Below are 18,338 nucleotides of genomic sequence, written 5' to 3'. Positions count from 1 at the left end.
AACGAGGCCGTCTGAAACTTTTCAGACGGCCTCGTTTTATCATGTGTTATGACATTTATTGATGTGGGTTACAGCTACCAATTCACCCTAACAGAACGGCCGCCAAGTAAGCTTTCTAAGCTGTCGAACAATGCCGCGCTCGGTGTTACCGTCCATTTTGGCGAAATTTTCAAATCACCGCTGGCAGCATGATTGCTGTAAGACAGCCGTATCGGTATGTGTCCGGTATCGGGCAGGTGGTGTTCGTTTAAAAGTGCCGCCAGTTGTGTGATGTCGTGGTCGGGACCTAAGTTTAGGCTTAGGCTGCGGGCGTAGCGTTCGCGGGCGGATTGTAGAGTCATCACCTGATTGGCCATAATGCGTAGGGCATCGCCGCCGTTATAATCGTCGCGGCTGACCTTGCATTCCATAATCAGCACTTGGTCGGCTTTCAGACGGCCTGCGCTTTCTTCCAATACATGGCCGCTGATCATTACTTCGACTTGGCCATTTTGGTCTTCAAGGGTGGCAAAAGCGATTTTGCCGCGTTTACCCATCATGGTGCGTACGGCGGTGGTGAAGCCGGCAACCCGCACATTGTCTTGCGGTTTCAGACGGCTTAAACGGGTTGGGGCGATTTGGCGGACTTCTTCGGCATAAGGGCCGAACGGGTGGCCGGAAAAGTAGAAACCCAATACTTGTTTTTCTTCGGCCAGTTTTTCCGATTCGCTCCATTCAGGTACGGCTTCCATTTGAACCGGCTCGATGGCATCTTCGATAAAATCAAACAATCCGCCCTGATTGGCATTGGCGGTTTTCTGTTCGGCATTGTGGATAGCCAGATCAATATTGGCCAACAGCATGGCGCGGTTGGGGTTGAGGGTGTCGAATGCACCGGCGCGTACCAGCGATTCGACGGTGCGCTTGTTCAGATGGCCTCTATCGACCCGTTCGCAGAAATCGAGCAAGTCTTTAAATGCGCCGCCCGTATTGCGGGCTTCGACAATGGCCTCTACCGCGCCTTCGCCGACGCCTTTTACCGCACCGAGCGCATAGCGGATGCGGCGTTGGTTGTCGGGAGTAAACAGGTAGTCGGATTCGTTGATATCGGGTGCTAAAAAGGTAATGCCGTTGGCGCGGGCGTCATCGTAGAAATGCTTGAGCTGGTCGGTATTATCCAGCTCGGACGACATGGTAGCGGCCATAAATTCGGCGGGGTAGTGCGCTTTGAGCCATGCGGTCTGATAGGCAACCAGCGAATAGGCGGCGGCATGTGATTTATTGAAGCCGTAGCCGGCAAATTTTTCCATATAGTCGAAAATTTCATCGGCTTTGGCTTTGGAAATGCCTTGTTTTTGAGCGCCTTCGGCAAAAATCTCACGGTGTTTGGCCATTTCTTCCGGTTTTTTCTTACCCATGGCACGGCGTAATAAGTCGGCGCCGCCGAGTGAGTAGCCGCCGACAACCTGCGCCGACTGCATCACTTGTTCCTGATAAACCATAATGCCGTAGGTCGGCGCCAACACTTCGCTCAAAAGCGGGTGCAGATATTCGAATTTAGCGCCGTGCATGCGGTCGATAAAGTCGGGAATCAGATCCATCGGGCCGGGGCGGTAGAGCGACACAAAGGCAATAATCTCTTCAAACTTGGTAGGTTTGGCCTTTTGCAGCATTTTTTTCATACCGGTCGATTCAAACTGGAAAACGGCGGTGGTGTTGGCGGTGGAAAAGATTTTATAGGCGGCGGGGTCGTCTAAGGTGATTTTGCCGACATCCACCGTTTCGCCGGTGGTTTGTTTGATAAAGTTTTGCGCCATTTCGATAATGGTGAGGTTGCGCAAGCCCAAAAAGTCGAACTTCACCAGCCCCACGTCTTCCACATCGCCTTTGTCATACATCGATACGGGCGAAGCGGATTCATCGGCCTGATAAACAGGGCTGAAATCCGAAATTTTGCCGGGGGCAATCAATACGCCGCCCGCATGCATACCCAAACCACGGGTCAGGTCTTCGAGTTTTTTGGCCAATTCAATCAATTCGCCGGCGTCTTCATCATCAATCAATTGCTTGATTTCCGGCTCCATTTCCATGGCTTTATCTAGGCTGACGGGACGGTTGGCTTCCAACGGAATCAGTTTCGACAGACGGTCACACAAGCCGAACGGCAGCTCCAATACGCGGCCGACATCACGGATAACGGCTTTAGACGACATGGTGCCGAAAGTCACAATCTGGCTGACCGCATCGGCACCATATTTTCCGCGCACATATTCAATCACACGGCCACGGTTGCTTTGGCAGAAGTCAATATCGAAGTCGGGCATGGAAACGCGTTCGGGGTTTAAGAAACGTTCGAACAGCAGGGCGTATTTCAACGGGTCGAGGTCGGTAATTTTGAGCGAATAGGCTACCAGCGAGCCGGCACCGGAACCGCGCCCGGGGCCGACGGGGCAGCCGTTGTTTTTAGCCCAGTTGATAAAGTCTTGTACGATAAGGAAATAGCCGGGAAAACCCATTTGAATAATAATACCCAGCTCGAAATCCAAACGTGTCTGATATTCGGGCATTTTTTGTTTGCGTTCGGCTTCATCCGGATAAAGTTGGATCATGCGTTCCTGCAAGCCTTCGTTGGCCAGTTGTGTCAGATAATCATCGAGCGACAAGCCGTCGGGAGTCGGGAATAAAGGCAGGAAGTTTTTACCTAAAGTAATGGTCAGATTACAGCGTTTGGCAATTTCTACCGAGTTTTGCAGGGCTTCGGGCAAATCGGCAAAACGTTCCGCCATCACTTCGGGGGAAATAAAAAATTGGCCGGGGGTAAATTCGTGCGGGCGTTTTTTATCGGCCAGCACCCAACCGCCGGCAATGCATACCCGCGCTTCGTGTGCCTGAAAGTCGTCACGGTTTAAAAATTGGGTCGGATGGGTGGCGACCACCGGCAAATCCAACTCGGCGGCAATCTCGACACTGCCGGAAACCGAAGTTTCCCATTGCGGCCGTTCGGGTAGGCGTTGCAGCTCCAGATAGAAAGCATTCGGAAACCATGCCGCATATTTTTGGGCGGCCGCTTTGGCAGCATCGGGATGGCCGTTGATCAGGTTGACGCCTACTTCGCCGTAGTGTGCGCCGGATAAGCAGATTAAACCGCTGTTGTCGCCTGTTTCAAGCCAGCTTTGGCGCAGCTCGGCGTGTTCGGTATTGCGGTCGTTACCGACATAGGCCGCGGTTAGCAACTCACTCAAACGCAGGTATCCGGCATCGTTTTTGACCACCAACATGGCACGGAAAGGTTTGTCGGGCGCATCGGGGTTTTCAATCCATACATCGGCCGCAGCCACCGGTTTGATGCCGGCACTCCGGCAGGCTTTATAAAACTTGACCAGCCCGAACATATTCATCAAATCGCTGATACCCAAAGCAGGCAGGCCGTCTGAAACGGCTTTTTTAACGGCATCTTTGATGCGCACCGTACCGTCGGTAATCGAAAATTCGGTATGCAGGCGCAGGGGGATATAAATCGGATCGGTCATGGCAGGATACATGCTGGAGAAAATAAAAAACGTATTGTAACAGGGTTTGCAAAAGATAAAGGCCGTCTGAAAGATTTCAGACGGCCTAAGCCATTATCGGATTAAGGATTAAATAACGGCGGTATTTTGAACATTATCGTCCACATAAACAGCTGCTTCAGTAGCTGCATAAGCTACGGTGTCGGCTGCACCGATACTGCCGGTGGCAACCGGTTCGGGCAGCAGGCCGTTAAGCTGGCTGTCCAATACACCGTCGTTGCTGCTTTCAAGCAGGCCGCCGGAAGCATCTGAAATATCAATGAGCTCAGCTTTATCAGCAGGTAGGTTGTGGCTGTGGACAACCAGATTGCTGTTTTCGGCGGAAGCCCCCATGATATTGGTGGTACCCATACCATTGAGTTGGGCGAACTCGGTATTGCTTAAGGTACCGTCTTCAAACACAAAGCTGTTGACGGCGACATCCGAACCATGGATTTGGTGGTCGATAGTGATGCTGTCGTTAGTACCGTTAATCTGAATGGTCCAAGACTCATGGCCTGCTGCATCCTGACTGGATTGGATGCTGACATCTCCGGCATTCAGGCCTTTAAAGTGGATAGCGTTATCACCTTGGTGGTCGATAATCACATCCTGACCATAACCACGGCTGAAGACGTAGGTATCGTCACCGGCTTGACCATAAAGCTTATCGTTGCCTTCACGGCCATCAAGGATATCGTTGCCCGCACCGGCTCGGATTTCATTGTTCAGGCTGTTGCCGACAATGGTATCGTCATGGTTTGAGCCTCCGACGTTTTCAATAAAGTCGGTTTTTGCCGTACCGGTAACGGTTGTGGACAATTTATCGATATCACCTTCCAAAATCGGGTCGATTTGACCGGGATCGTGATTGTCGGTGGTGTTGACTACTTTTGTACCATCAAATGCAATAGGTTCTAAAGCATCTTTGGAGTAAATGCCGCCGAAGCCGATAGCATGTGAAACAATTTGGTATTTAATGGCAAAATCTTCCCATTGCAGTTGCCGTGGCATTTGAATGGGCGAGTTGGGATAGCCGTCTGAAAGGAACATAGAGAAATTCTGTCCGTCTTCATGGAAGATATTTCCTCTGTTGCTTATAAATGCTTGCTCGGCAGTATCCAAGGCAGCATAGTAGTTGGTGCCGCCGCCAGCATACAGAGTATTAATGGCTTTAACGGCATCTTCTTTATTCATCCACGAATCTACGCCGTTAAACTGTACAAAACCATCGCTATCAAAGCCGATAATACGAATAGCCATATTGCCCACCTGCCCGTATTTATCGATTAACTCAATGGCTGCTTTTTGTGCATTTAGCATGTTTTGGCCGCTCATGCTGCCCGATGTGTCAATAATCAGCATCAAGTTAGTTTTGTCGCCGGCCGCACCTGCTACGCCACCGCTGTCTCCCGCACCGATTTGAATAGTGGTATCGCTACCGACATTGCCTTTAAATTGGCTCAGATCGATATTCACACCCTCTTTTGCATTGTGGAACACAATGGTATCAATATCTTGGTTGCTGCCGCCGTCGATAATGGTTTTCTTGCCGGCGCCTTCAATCACAAATATATCGTTACCATCACGGCCGACTAAAATATCGTTGCCGTTTGCGCCGTTTAATGCATCATTTGAACTGCTGCCTTCAAGAAAATCATTTCCTTCCGAACCTTGTAAAACGAGAACAGTGTCACTGCTATCTTTTACTTCGTCAGAGAGCTGGTCTTGGTAATCCAAATCTTTGACTTCTGTCACGACCGTATCATTGTCTGTTGCAGAAGCGATATGATCCAGCACTTCGGCTTTGCCTGCGGCCGGTGTGCCGTCGGCATTGATCACTGTAACTGTTCCGGTAATCGTATGGTCGGTTGTCAGCTCGGTTGCTTCAGTGAAGCGCAAGGTGCCTTCGCCACTGATAATATGGATACCGTTGAGCGAATCGATATTTTTAACTTCAATAACTACATTGCTGCCGATATCGAGTTGTCTGATGCCGTTGAGCTGTTGGTCATCCAATACGATAACTTTCTCGGCACTTTCTTCTTTAACACGTAAAGTGCCGACTTTATCGCCGCTTACCTCTACTGCTGACAATTGGTCTGCTGTCATAGTGACATCGGAAGGCATTTCGATTTTTTCAATACTCTCCAAAATCGCTTTGCTCAAATCGGTTGTGCCGAATACATAGAGCGTATCGGTGCCGTTGCCACCACGCAGAATTTCGCCGTCTACAACTTCATTCCAATCAGTACCGGCCATTTTGGCAAGAGAGGTACCTAAAACGGCGTCATAAGCTGCGTTGGTAGATTTGCTGCCAGCAGTCAGATTGCCGACAACAACCAGAGAGTCATCACCGTCACCACCGTTCACAACGTCTTTTCCTTCACCGCCACGCAATATATCGTTGCCGCTGCCGCCGAAGATATTGTCACGGTCTGCACCACCGTCGATTCTGTCGTCACCCTCTCCGCCGTCAATGGTGTCTTCACCGCCGTTGCCGTAGATGGTGTCGTTACCGCGGCCACCGTTGAGGCGGTTGTAGTTGTCGTTGCCGACCAAGATGTTATCGCTGTTGTTACCGGTACCATTAATGCGGTCGTTACCGGTCAAAATCAGGTTTTCCACATTTTGTGAAGCGGTATAGCTGACACTGCTGTAGATGGTATCGGTACCTTCATTGGCCGCTTCGATCACGGTATCGCCGACATTGTCGACATAATAAACATCATCACCGGCCTGGCCGCGCATCACATCTCTACCTTCACCGCCGTCGAGCAAATCGTTGCCGTTACCGCCGAAGATATTGTCACGGTCGGCACCGCCGTAGAGTTTGTCGTCACCGTCGCCACCGTCGATGGTATCTTCGCCACCGTTACCGTAGATGGTGTCGTTACCACGGCCACCGTTGAGGCGGTTGTAGTTGTCGTTGCCGACCAAGATATTATCGCTGTTGTTACCAGTACCATTAATGCGGTCGTTGCCGGTTAAGGTCAGGTTTTCAACGTTTTGCGAAGCGGTATAGCTGACGCTACTGTAAATGGTGTCGGTACCTTCATTAGCCGCTTCGATCACGGTATCGCCGACATTGTCGACATAATAAACATCATCACCGGCTTGGCCGCGCATTACATCTTTACCTTCACCGCCGTCGAGCAAGTCATTGCCGCTGCCGCCGAAGATATTGTCACGGTCGGCACCACCGTAGAGTTTGTCGTCGCCTTCGCCACCGTCGATGGTATCTTCGCCACCGTTACCGTAGATGGTGTCGTTACCACGGCCACCGTTGAGGCGGTTGTAGTTGTCGTTACCGACCAAGATATTATCGCTGTTGTTACCGGTACCATTAATGCGGTCGTTGCCGGTTAAGGTCAGGTTTTCAACGTTTTGTGAAGCGGTATAGCTGACGCTACTGTAAATGGTGTCGGTACCTTCATTAGCCGCTTCGATCACGGTATCGCCGACATTGTCGACATAATAAACATCATCACCGGCCTGGCCGCGCATTACATCTTTACCTTCACCGCCGTCGAGCAAGTCATTGCCGTTGCCGCCGAAGATATTGTCACGGTCGGCACCACCGTAGAGTTTGTCGTTACCTTCGCCACCGTCGATGGTGTCTTCACCACGATTGCCATAAATAGTATCGTTACCACGACCACCATTGAGGCGGTTGTAGTTGCTGTTACCAGCTAATACGTTATCACCGTTATTACCTGTGCCGTTGATACGGTCGCTACCTATTAAGGCCAGATTTTCAACGTTTGGTGAAGCGGTATAGCTGACGCTGCTGTAAATGGTATCGGTACCTTCATTGGCGGCTTCAATCACGGTATCGCCGATATTGTCGACATAATAAATATCGTCACCAGCTTGACCGCGCATGACATCACGACCCTCTCCACCATGGAGTATGTCATTATCGTTCCCGCCATAGAGCCGATCGTTACCAGAACCACCATAAAGTGAGTCATGACCATCTCGGCCGATAAGTACATCATTACCACCCAATCCGTAAATGGTGTCGTTACCGTTTGTACCATGTAGAACATCGTTTTGAGATGTCCCGTTAATAACCGTATTTACATTGGTATTTTTATCCATTAGTCGCTCTCCTTTATTAATTGTATGTTGAGAAATATTACAATCATAATGAATGTGATATTTCCTGCTTATATATTAAAAGTTTTAAATAATTATCGTTAATCATTTACTGTAAAAAAAATTTAAATTTTTTTATTATAAGTTATTGAGTATGATAATGTATTTTAAGAGTGGTATATCTATATGATATTTATTATCAAATGAATATTAAATATTTTTGTAATAAAGTTTCTATTTGAATAAATATTAAATTTTTTTAGATATATGTATGTTTTTTTATACAAAAAATAAATTTTTTATTTAAGTTCGTTTGTATTTAGATAAGTTATGAAAAAGAAAAAAACCGTCTGAAATCTTTCAGACGGCCTAAGGAGATTGGATTAAGGATTAGATAATAGCGACATTTTGAACATTATCGTCTACATAAACAGCCGCTTCGGTTGTTGCATAAGACACGGTATCGGCGGCACCGATGCTGCTGGTGGCAACCGGCGGTTCGGAAAACAGGCTGTTGAGTTGGGTATCCAATACACTATCGTTGCCGCTTTCAAGCAGGCCGCCGGAAATTTCTAAGATATCGCCGGCTGCGACTTTCCCAGTAGGTGGATTCTGGTTATGGACAACCAGATTGCTGTTTTCGGCCGAAACACTCAATATATTGGTGCTACCTATCATACCGTTGAGTTGTGCGTTGCTGAATGTACCGTTGTTAAACACAAAGCTATTGATAGATGCATCAGCCCCTGCGGTTTGATGGTCAATCGTAATACTGTCGGTGGTGCCGTTAATTTGAATAGTCCAAGAATTATTATGGGATTCAATGCTGACATCCGACGTATTTAAACCATTCAAGTGGAGCGAGTTATGGCCTTGGGTGTCGTTAATATAATCACTTCCATAGCCGCGGCCGAAGTAGTAGGTGTCATCACCGGCCTGGCCGTAGAGTCTATCGTTACCACTGCCGCCATAGAGCGTATCGTTACCATTACCGCCGTATAACCTGTCATTACCGTTACCGCCACTGAGCGTATCATTACCGTTCCAACCGTAAATGATATCGTTACCGCTACCACCATATAACCAGTCGTTGCCATTGCCACCACTGAGCGTATCGTTACCATAGCCACCATAAATGGAATCATTGCCATCACGGCCGTATAAGTAGTTATCGTTGTTGTTACCTTGGATAACATTATTGCCGTTATTGCCATAGCCATTAATACGGGCATTGCCGGTTAAAGTCAGATTTTCTACGTTTTGCGGGATAGTGTAGGTGATACTGCTGTATACGGTATCGGTACCTTGGTTGGCAGCTTCGATAACGGAATCGCCGGAGCTGTCGACATAGTAGGTATCGTTTCCATCTTGGCCACGCATAACATCGTTACCACTACCGCCATCAAGCCGGTCGTTGCCGATGCCACCATAGAGCGAATCATGACCGTCACCGCCATAGAGCGAATCATGACCGTCACCGCCATAGAGCGAATCATGACCGTCACCGCCATAGAGCGAATCATGACCGTCACCGCCATAGAGTAAATCATTACCGCTGTCACCGTATAGCGAATCATTGCCGGCGTTACCGTGTAGCGAGTCATTGCCATAGCCGCCATGCAGCGAGTCATGGCCATTACCGCCGCTGAGCGTATCGTTACCATAGCCACCATAAATGGAATCATTGCCATCACGGCCGTATAAGTAGTTATCGTTGTTGTTACCTTGGATAACATTATTGCCGTTATTGCCATAGCCGTTAATACGGGCATTGCCGGTTAAAGTCAGATTTTCTACGTTTTGTGGGATAGTGTAGCTGATACTGCTGTATACGGTATCGGTGCCTTGGTTGGCAGCTTCGATAACGGAGTCACCGGAGCTGTCGACATGGTAGGTATCGTTTCCATCTTGGCCGCGCATAACGTCATTACCGCTACCGCCATTGAGCGTATCGTTACCGTTTAATCCATAAAGGGTATCGTTACCATTGCCGCCGTATAAGTAGTTATTATTGTTGTTACCTTGGATAACGTTATTGGCGGCATTACCGTAACCGTTTACAGCGTTACCGGTTAAAGTCAGATTTTCCACGTTTTGCGGGATAGTGTAGCTGACACTGCTGTATACGGTATCGGTGCCTTCGTTAGTTACTTCGATTACGCTGTCACCGGGATTATCGACATAATAGGTATCGTTTCCGTCATAACCTTGCATAGTATCGTTACCACTGCCGCCATTTAGCGTATCGTTACTGCTACCACCGTATAGCCAGTCGTTGCCGTTCCCGCCATAAAGTCGGTTGTTGCCGTAAAAGCCAACGAGAAAGTCATTACCATTACCACCATAAAGCGTATCGTTGCCATTGCCAGCATAAATCTCATCGTGACCATCGCCGCCATATAAGTAGTTGTCATTATCGGTACCCCAGATAATGTTATCATTATCATTGCCATAGCCGTTTAGAGCATTGTCGGTTAAGGTCAGATTTTCTACATTTTTGGGGATGGTGTAGTTGATACTGCTATATACGGTGTCAATACCTTCGTTAGCTTCTTCGATAACAGAGTCATTGGTACTGTCAACATAATAGGCATCATCTCCAGCTTGACCGCGCATAATATCATTACCGCTGCCGCCATAAAGTCGGTCGTTACCATTACCGCCATAGAGCAAATCATTACCATTGTCGCCATAAAGTCGGTCGTCGCTGTTACCGCCGGATAAGTAGTTGTTGTTGCTGTTGCCCCGAATAACATTATCGTCATCATTTCCATAGCCGTTTAGTGCATTGCCGATTAATGTCAAGTTTTCCACATTTTGAGGGAGGGTATAGCTGATACTGCTGTATACGGTGTCGTAGCCGCCGTAGATGCTTTCGATAACGGAGTCTCCGGCGCTGTCGACATAATAAGTATCACCTCCAGTTCGTCCAGACATCACATCATTACCACTGCCGCCATTGAGTGTATCGTTACCGCTGCCGCCATCGAGTGTATCGTTACCGCTGCCGCCATAGAGTGTATCGTTATCATTGCCGCCATATAGCGAGTCGTTACCGCTGCCGCCGTAAAGTGTATCGCGACCATCTTCACCATATAGTGAGTCGTTACCATTTTCACCATTGAGCGTGTCGTTGCCGTTACCACCATATAGCGAGTCATTACCGTTCCGACCATAGAGTGAATCGTTACCATTTAAACCATAGAGTGAATCATTGCCATTGCCGCCATAGAGGGTATCGTTACCATTCGTACCTTGAATTACATTATTAGCCATTTTTAATCTCCTTTTGTTATGTTAAATATTAGGCAATATTGCAATCATCATGTTTGTAATATTTCCTATTTGTAATGTTATAAGGTATGAATTAAGAAGTGTTAAAGTTCTACTGTAAAAAATATTTAAGTTTATTTATTGTAAGTTATTGAAAATGATAAGTTAATTTTTTAATCAAATATCTTTTTGATATCTATTATCAAATGAGTATTGAGTATTTTTAATTAGTTTGGTTTTAGTTTTGTTGGTTAGTTATTTTTTGATGTATCTGTATGTTTTTTAATACATTTATTCTTTAATTTTGAATGTTTTTTGCATTGATAGAAGATTAAAATAGAAAAAGGCCGTCTGAAATCTTTAAGATATTCAGACGGCCTAAGCCATGATTCGGTTAAGGATTAGATAATGGATGTATTGTGAACATTATCATCCACATAAGTTACTGTTTCTGTTGTCGCGTAAGCTACGGTGTCGGCGGCACCGATGCTGCCGGTAGTAACTGGCGGTTCGGAAAACAGGCCGTTGAGTTGGCTGTCCAATGCACCGTCGTTGCCGCTTTCAAGCAGGCCGCCGGAAATTTCTAAGGCATCGCCGGCTGCGACTTTTTCAGCAGTTAGGTTTTGGTTGTGGACAACCAAATTGCTGTTTTCGAGGGAAGCCCCTAATATCTTGGTAGTCCCCATCATGTTGCTGAGTTGGGTATTGCTGAATGAACCGTCATCAAATACAAAATTGTTGATAGATGCATGTGCTCCGGCATTTTGGTAGCCGATCGTCACGCTGTCATTGGTACCGTTAACATGGATGGTCCAAGAATTATTATGGGATTCAATGCGGACATCCGATGTATTTAAGCCGTTAAAATGGAGTGTATTATGGCCTTGAATATCATAAATAAAATCATTTCCATAACCGCGGCCAAAGTGGTAGGTGTCATCACCTGCCATACCGTAGAGCCTATCGTTACCGGCTCCACCGTTGAGTAAGTCATTTCCACTACCGCCATAGAGCAAATCATTGCCATTGTCGCCATAGAGCCAGTCGTTGCCATTGTCACCATAGATTCTGTCGTTGCCGTTTACGCCACGAATAAAATCATTACCATTGCCACCATGTAGCTGGTTGCTATTGTTGTTTCCGTAGATGTTGTTGTTGCTGTTATTGCCATGGCCGCTAATAGGCGCGCTGCCGGTCAATATCAGGGTTTCTACATTTTGCGGGGTGGTGTAATTAATGCTGCTGTATACAGTGTCGGTGCCTTCGTTTGCTGCTTCGATAACGATGTCGCGGGCATTGTCGACATAATAGGCATCATTTCCGGCTCCTCCACGCATAACGTCGCTGCCGCTGCCTCCGTTGAGGGTATCGTTGCCGTTACCGCCATAGAGGATATCGTTACCGTTTTCACCGTATAACCGGTCATTACCGCCGTCACCATATAGGATATCGTTATCGTTGCCGCCATGGAGGGTATCGTTGCCGTTGCCACCATAAAGTATATCGCGACCGCTGTCGCCGTATAATTGGTCGTTATTGTCTTCACCGTATAGGATGTCGTTATGGTTGCCGCCATATAATGTATCGTTGCCTTTTCCTCCTTTGAGCAAATCATTACCATTTAAACCATATAGCTTATCATTGCCATTCAAACCATAGAGGGTGTCATTGCCATTTGTGCCCCGTAGTACATCATTTCTTGATGTGCCTTGAATAACTTTTCCATTAATAACAGGGGTTTGATTAGTGTTATTAGCCATTTTTAGTCTCCTTTTTTGATGTTTTATATGGGGTAATATCACAATCATTAAGTTTGTAATATTTCCTTTTTGTTATGCTATAAGTTATGAATTGATTGGTGTTACAGTTCTACTGTAAAAAATATTTAATTTTATTTATTTTTAAGTTATTGAAAATGATAGGGTAATTTTTATAAAATTATCTTTTTGATATTTATTATTAAATGTTGATTGAATATTTTTAATAAATTTTGTTTTAATTTTAAAAGTTAGTTTTTTTAATCTATCTGTATGTTTTTAATACATTTAATTGTTATTATTAAGTATGTTTTCGTTTCGCTAAGTTATTAAAATAGAAAAAGGCCGTCTGAAAGTCCTAGGTTTCAGACGGCCTTTTTAATTAATTGAATAAATATTATTTAATTAATATTATCATAAAGTCGGCGGACTGCTTTGCCGATGGCTGCGATACCGTTGCTTAATATGGTTTCATTTTGTGCAATGCTGATGCGGATACACTCACGGGTATGGGGATGAGTATCGGTGTCGATGCCTATAAAGAAATGTTCGCCTGGAATCACCAATGTGCCTTCGGCTTTCAGCTGTTCGTATAGTTCTTGAGTGGAAACCGGCAGGCCTTCAAACCATAGCCATAAGAAAATCGCACCTTCCGGCTTGTGGATTCTCACTGGATAGTCTGCTAATTCTTTTTTGATAAGTGATATGGCCAGTTTCGCTTGTTGTTGATAAAACGGGCGCACGGTGTTGTCGGATAATGTTTTCAGACGGCCGTCTTGAAGTAATGGGGTAGCGATGGCGGCTCCGAAGCGGGTAGGGGCTAAGTTAACAATGGCATTGAGTGCGCTGATGGCGTTCACCACTTCGGGGGCGGCGACGATAATGCCGGTACGCACACCTGGCAGGCCGACTTTGGAGAGGCTGAAGCAGAGAATAATATTTTCATGCCAAGTAAGGGTAGTATTGCTGTAAATAATATTGGGAAACGGCATACCGTAAGCGTTGTCGATAATCAGCGGGATGCCGTGTGTTTGTGCCAGTTTGTCCAAACGGGCCATTTCTTCGTCGGTTAAAACGTTGCCGCTGGGGTTGGTAGGGCGTGAGCAGCAGATAGCACCGATGCTGCCGGCTTTCAGTTCGGGTAGGTTTTCCAGTGCGTCAAAATCAACGCGGTATTTGAAAAAACCGCTTTCACCTTCATGCTCGACGATATCGATATGAGGTGGCACGGTTGTAAAGTGTTGGCCTTCGATATGGGCATCGGCATAGCCGACATATTCGGGTACCAGTGGCAGCAGGATGGTTTTATCGGTATGGATACCGTTTTGCTCGAAGCGGCCGCCGAATAGGTTAAACAGATAGAAAAACGCGTTTTGGGAACCGTTGGTTAATGCGATATTTTCCGGGGTAATGCCCCAGTCGTATTCGCGGTTGAAAAAGTCAACAAGCGTATTAATAAATCGGGTATCGCCTTGAGGGGTGGAGTAGTTGCCGACGCTCTCCACGGCAGTATTGTTATCAATCAATTCCTGTAATATTTCGTGATACAGCTTGTCTGCTTCATCTATGCGGGCAGGGTTGCCGCCGCCAAGCATATTAACGGGGCGGTCGCTGTTTAGAGCTTTACCCAAATCGTCCATCAGTTGCAGAATCCCGCTCATGCGGGTGAATTTTTGACCGAAAGCGGAAAATTGCATGATGTGTCCTTAGAAAAAAATGAATATAAACAAATTATATAGCGGATAAAGGCAGCGTGTTCATTTAGTTTAAAAAATAGTGTGCGCTCATGATTACTTAATTAATGGAATCTGAGGCCGTCTGAAAACATTTCAGACGGCCTCAGATTAGAAATTATTTTCGGTAAGCTGAATATATTTTTGATATTGAAAATCATTATCATTAATAATATAATGGGGCGGTTGGCAGATGTGCATTATTTATCTGCCACTTAATCATTTTTATTTATATCTACTGGCAGGAGAACACATCATGCGCCGTTTAATCACAGCAACCTGTTTATTTTTAACCGTTTTAGCGGCATCGCCCGCTTATGCGAAATTTAAAGTTGTTACTACATTTACCGTTATTCAAGACATTGCGCAAAACGTAGCCGGCGATGCGGCAACAGTAGAGTCGATTACCAAACCCGGTGCGGAAATTCATGACTATCAACCCACGCCGCAGGATATCGCCAAAGCCCAGTCGGCCGATTTGGTATTGTGGAACGGCATGAATTTGGAACGTTGGTTTGAACGGTTTTTTCAAAATGTAAAAAACAAGCCGGCGGTGGTGGTGACTCAAGGTATTCAACCGATGTCCATTCATGAAGGCCCTTATAAAGGCATGCCCAATCCCCATGCATGGATGTCAACCAGCAATGCCTTGATTTATATTGAAAATATTAAAAATGCTTTGGCAAAATATGATCCGAAAAATGCTGCGGTATATGCTAGAAATGCAGCGGCATACAGTAGTAAAATCAAGCAGTTGGATAAGCCTTTGCGTGCCAAACTCATGCAGGTTCCGGCAAACCAGCGTTTCTTGGTGAGCAGTGAGGGCGCATTCAGCTATCTGGCGAAAGACTACGGCTTTAAAGAAGTTTATTTGTGGCCGATTAATGCTGAGCAGCAAGGCACCCCTCAGCAGGTCCGCAAAGTGATTGATGTTGTACGCAAAAACAAAATTCCGGTGGTGTTCAGCGAAAGTACTATTTCACCCAAGCCGATGCAACAGGTGGCCAAAGAAACCGGCGCCAAATACGGCGGCGTGTTGTATGTAGATTCATTATCTGCCAAAAACGGTCCGGTACCGACTTATGCCGATTTGCTTAATACAACCGTATCTACGATTGTGAAAGGATTCGGAAAATAATGATGTTCCAAACCGCTGCTTCGATTCATATTAACGACCTTACCGTGCGCTATAACAATGGTCACACGGCTATTTATGACTTTTCTTTGGGTTTGGAAGGCGGTATGACCTGCGCGCTGGTGGGGATGAACGGCAGCGGAAAATCCACTTTATTTAAAAGCCTGATGGGTTTGCTTAAACCGCATAAGGGGGATATCCGTCTATGCGGGCTGCCCATTATCAAGGCACTACAAAACAATTTTGTGTCTTATGTGCCGCAAAGTGAAGAAGTGGATTGGCAGTTTCCCGTTTCGGTTTACGATGTGGTGATGCAGGGGCGTTACGGCTATATGAACTTTCTGCGTATTCCGGCTAAAACCGATAAGCAGGCAGTTCAGACGGCTATGGAGCGTGTCGACATTGCCCATCTTGCCGGACGGCAAATCGGCGAACTTTCCGGCGGACAGAAAAAACGTGTCTTTATTGCCCGTGCGCTGGCTCAGGACAGTAAGGTTATTTTATTGGACGAGCCGTTTACCGGCGTAGATGTCAAAACGGAAAATATGATTATGGATCTTCTGGACCAATTGCGTGCAGAAGGCCGTCTGATTTTGGTATCCACACACAATTTAGGCGCTGTGCCCGACTTTTGCGACCATGTGGTGATGATTAACGGCACCGTGCAGGCGGCAGGCCCGATTGAATCGACATTCAACCAACGTAATCTTGAACATACCTTCGGTGGTGTGTTGCGCCATTTCAAACTTGCCAGCAGCGATTTGCATATAGATGAAGACAAACGTGCAGTGACGGTATTAGCGGCCGAAGATAAACGCCCGGCCGTATTCTATGGCCAAACCAAAATTGATCCGCCTGCTTCTGCAGCGAAAAGTGTCGACAATCGTAAGAAAAAAGTCGAACAAGTGGAAGGTGGGGAAAAGGACTGAGCCATGCTAGATGTTTTATTGGAACCGCTCGCTTATGAGTATATGGTGAAAGCGATTGTATTGAGTGCTGCCGTGGGGGGGATATGTGCTTTTTTATCAGCCTATCTGATGCTTAAAGGTTGGTCTTTAATCGGCGATGCCCTGTCGCATTCTGTGGTGCCCGGTGTGGCCATCACCTATTCGCTCGCCCTGCCTTATTCGGTGGGCGCTTTTATTTCGGGCATCTTGGCGGCATTGTCGATTTTGTGGATTAAAGCCGTGAGCAAATTGAAAGAAGATGCCATTATCGGCTTTATTTTCACGACTTTTTTCGCACTCGGCCTGTTTATCGTTTCGATTAATCCCACCGCAGTCAATGTACAGGAAATCGTGTTGGGCAATATTTTGGGAATTGCCGACGAAGACGTTTTTCAAGTCGGCATTATTATCGTGGTGTGTCTGGTTTTTTTATTACTGTTTTGGAAAAACCTGCTGTTGGTGTTTTTTGATGAAACACAGGCTGTTGTCGTAGGTTTGTCGCCATTACGTTATAAAATTCTGTTTTTCACCCTGCTTAGTGCCTGCGTGGTAACCGCATTGCAAACCGTGGGTGCGGTGCTGGTGATTGCGATGGTGATTACACCCGGTGCCACAGCTTATCTGCTTACCGACAAATTCAGCAAGCTGGCCTCGATTGCCGTGGCTTTGGGTTTTTTTACCAGCGGAATAGGCGCATATATCAGTTATTTCCTCGACGGAGCCACAGGGGGCATTATTGTCTGCTTACAAACGCTGCTTTTTCTTTTGGCTTTTTTATTCGCGCCCAAACACGGTTTGTTGCAACAGAAAAAGGCCGTAGCGGTGCAGGGAGAAGCAGAACATGGCTGATATTATCAATTGGTTTGTCGAGCCGCTGTCTTTTCCGTTTATGCAATATGCGCTGTTTACTGCACTGATTGTGTCGGTGGTATGCGGGATTTTGTCTTGCTATTTGGTGCTGAAAGGTTGGTCGCTGATGGGGGATGCGATTTCCCATGCCGTGCTACCCGGCATTATTGTTGCCTTTGTAACCGGTATTCCGTTGGTTGTCGGTGCGTTTTTTTCAGGGCTGGCCTGTGCCTTGGGTGTGGGCTATCTGAAAAACAATAGCCGTCTGAAAGAAGATACAGTCATGGGCATTGTGTTTTCGGGTATGTTTGCTTTCGGTTTGGTTTTATTCACTAAAGTGGAAACTGATCAACACCTGACTCATATTTTGTTCGGCAATGTTCTTGGCGTAAGCTATTCGGAATTGATTCGCACGTTAATTGTTTGCGCTATCATTTTTATCGTGGTTATGCTGAAAAAAAGGGATTTGATGCTGTATTGCTTTGATCCGGTTCAGGCAAAAATTGTCGGCTTGCCCCCCCGAATCCTTCATTACGGTCTGCTGATTCTGCTAGCACTGACCATCATCAGTGCGATACAGGTTGCCGGTGTGGTACTGGTGATTGCTATGCTGATTTCACCCGGTATTACCGCTTCCTTATTAACCCACCGTTTCGATCACATGATGATTATCGTTGTGGCTTGCTCCGTTATAACCAGTTTGATGGGAACGATACTGAGCTACCATCTCAATGCTGCTACCGGGCCCACGATTATTTTGTTGCAGGCGATATTATTTTTGTGCGCGTTGGGCTATTCCAAACTGAGGGAATATCTGCATACAGGTAAGTTAAAATTAATGGAATAATAAAAAGGCCTCAAAGCCGTGTATTTAGTTGATCATGTTGTATCATCAACTAACGTGACCGTAGCGGATATGGTCGAGTTTATCACTGAGGAGAAGCTTTTCCATTCTTTAGGCTGCTTAAATAAAAAGCGTGCTGCTAGAATGCAGCACGCTGAACAATAAATTTACT

Annotated in this window: 9 protein-coding genes; 4 read left to right on the top strand and 5 right to left on the bottom strand. The window is 46.4% G+C overall.

Features of this window, described 5'->3' with window-relative positions:
* Positions 1-74: 74 nt before the first annotated feature.
* From dnaE to D0T92_RS00220, 5 genes are all read right to left on the bottom strand, one after another.
* Positions 75-3,509 (bottom strand): DNA polymerase III subunit alpha, encoded by a 3,435-nt coding sequence (gene dnaE, locus D0T92_RS00260; RefSeq protein WP_151049124.1) that lies wholly within the window; start codon positions 3,507-3,509, stop codon positions 75-77.
* 108 nt (positions 3,510-3,617) lie between these two features.
* Entirely contained in the window at positions 3,618-7,631 is a 4,014-nt protein-coding gene (locus D0T92_RS00255) for a VWA domain-containing protein (protein ID WP_151049122.1), read from the bottom strand.
* A gap of 387 nt (positions 7,632-8,018) precedes the next feature.
* Entirely contained in the window at positions 8,019-10,904 is a 2,886-nt protein-coding gene (locus tag D0T92_RS11315) for a calcium-binding protein (RefSeq protein ID WP_191963647.1), read from the bottom strand.
* A 398-nt stretch (positions 10,905-11,302) separates the two neighbouring features.
* Positions 11,303-12,661, bottom strand: a complete 1,359-nt coding sequence (locus D0T92_RS00225) for a calcium-binding protein (protein ID WP_191963646.1) — start codon at positions 12,659-12,661, stop codon at positions 11,303-11,305.
* 398 nt (positions 12,662-13,059) lie between these two features.
* A complete protein-coding gene (locus tag D0T92_RS00220; RefSeq protein ID WP_151049118.1) occupies positions 13,060-14,355 on the bottom strand; it encodes a valine--pyruvate transaminase in 1,296 nt (431 codons plus the stop codon).
* Positions 14,356-14,647: 292 nt separating this feature from the next.
* Between D0T92_RS00220 and D0T92_RS00215 the strand changes: the two genes are divergently transcribed.
* From D0T92_RS00215 to D0T92_RS00200, 4 genes are read left to right on the top strand one after another with little or no spacing between them, the layout of a single operon-like run.
* Positions 14,648-15,529, top strand: a complete 882-nt coding sequence (locus D0T92_RS00215; RefSeq protein WP_151049116.1) for a metal ABC transporter substrate-binding protein — start codon at positions 14,648-14,650, stop codon at positions 15,527-15,529.
* A complete protein-coding gene (locus tag D0T92_RS00210; RefSeq protein ID WP_318527723.1) occupies positions 15,529-16,455 on the top strand; it encodes an ATP-binding cassette domain-containing protein in 927 nt (308 codons plus the stop codon). The genes D0T92_RS00215 and D0T92_RS00210 overlap by 1 nt, the downstream gene beginning before the upstream one ends.
* Positions 16,456-16,458: 3 nt before the next feature.
* A complete protein-coding gene (locus D0T92_RS00205) occupies positions 16,459-17,322 on the top strand; it encodes a metal ABC transporter permease (RefSeq protein ID WP_151049114.1) in 864 nt (287 codons plus the stop codon).
* Positions 17,315-18,169, top strand: a complete 855-nt coding sequence (locus D0T92_RS00200; RefSeq protein WP_151049111.1) for a metal ABC transporter permease — start codon at positions 17,315-17,317, stop codon at positions 18,167-18,169. The genes D0T92_RS00205 and D0T92_RS00200 overlap by 8 nt, the downstream gene beginning before the upstream one ends.
* Positions 18,170-18,338: the final 169 nt, after the last annotated feature.

The organism is Neisseria zalophi, from assembly GCF_008807015.1.
In the GTDB taxonomy this organism is placed as follows: domain Bacteria; phylum Pseudomonadota; class Gammaproteobacteria; order Burkholderiales; family Neisseriaceae; genus Neisseria; species Neisseria zalophi.
The sequence above is the reverse complement of the archived record's forward strand: the minus strand, read 5'-3'. Positions and strand labels throughout refer to the sequence as shown.